Origin of the sequence: Xenorhabdus beddingii, from assembly GCF_002127545.1 — a bacterium.
Taxonomy (GTDB): Bacteria; Pseudomonadota; Gammaproteobacteria; order Enterobacterales; family Enterobacteriaceae; genus Xenorhabdus; species Xenorhabdus beddingii.
On the sequence record NZ_MUBK01000154.1, the window covers coordinates 1 to 610 of the forward strand.

At 47.7% G+C, this 610-nt stretch carries 2 pseudogenes; both read right to left on the reverse strand.

Features of this window, described 5'->3' with window-relative positions:
- Nucleotides 1–455, reverse strand: a pseudogene (locus Xbed_RS19000) (terminase); the annotation flags it as partial.
- A gap of 2 nt (nucleotides 456–457) precedes the next feature.
- A pseudogene (locus Xbed_RS19005) lies at nucleotides 458–610 on the reverse strand (terminase small subunit); the annotation flags it as partial.

Below are 610 nucleotides of genomic sequence, written 5' to 3' on the forward strand. Positions count from 1 at the left end.
CATATCTTCCCGAACTCAGAGACATGCAGATAACGCAATGTGCCACCACGGAATGAGGTTGATACATAAAGTGACCCGCCTTTACGAAAGACCAGTTCACCCGCCGCATCATTGCTGGCAGGATTAGCCGCTTTAATCTCATCGGGCAGGCGGTCGTAGGCATATTTGACCTTCTCACGGAATAAACGCTTAGCGTCATTTAACGTGTGGGCGATCAGGGCGCACTTGGCTGACTCAAATAGCGCGGCGTCGAGTTGGATAATGCAAACTTCGGTTGTGAAGCCAAGCTGACGAGCTTTCAGGATAATGTTACGGGTGTGAATGCCCTCAAAGTACTCCAACTGCTCAGGCGTCATCCTGAATCTGACCGGACGACCTTCTTTATCCGTTATCCAGTAGAGATTGTTGAGCCGCCAGAGTTTATCGCGTAGTAACGCTAAATGTCCCGGCTTCATGATTATCCCTTAGATAGTTCGTCCATTAGGTCAGATAGCGTACCAACAACATCATGCTCATTTTTAACCTGCTCACGAAACGCTTGAACGCTGATATGCTTACCTAACAATTCCAGATTCTTCACCTTATCCGGCCATTTGATCTTCTTAAGCAA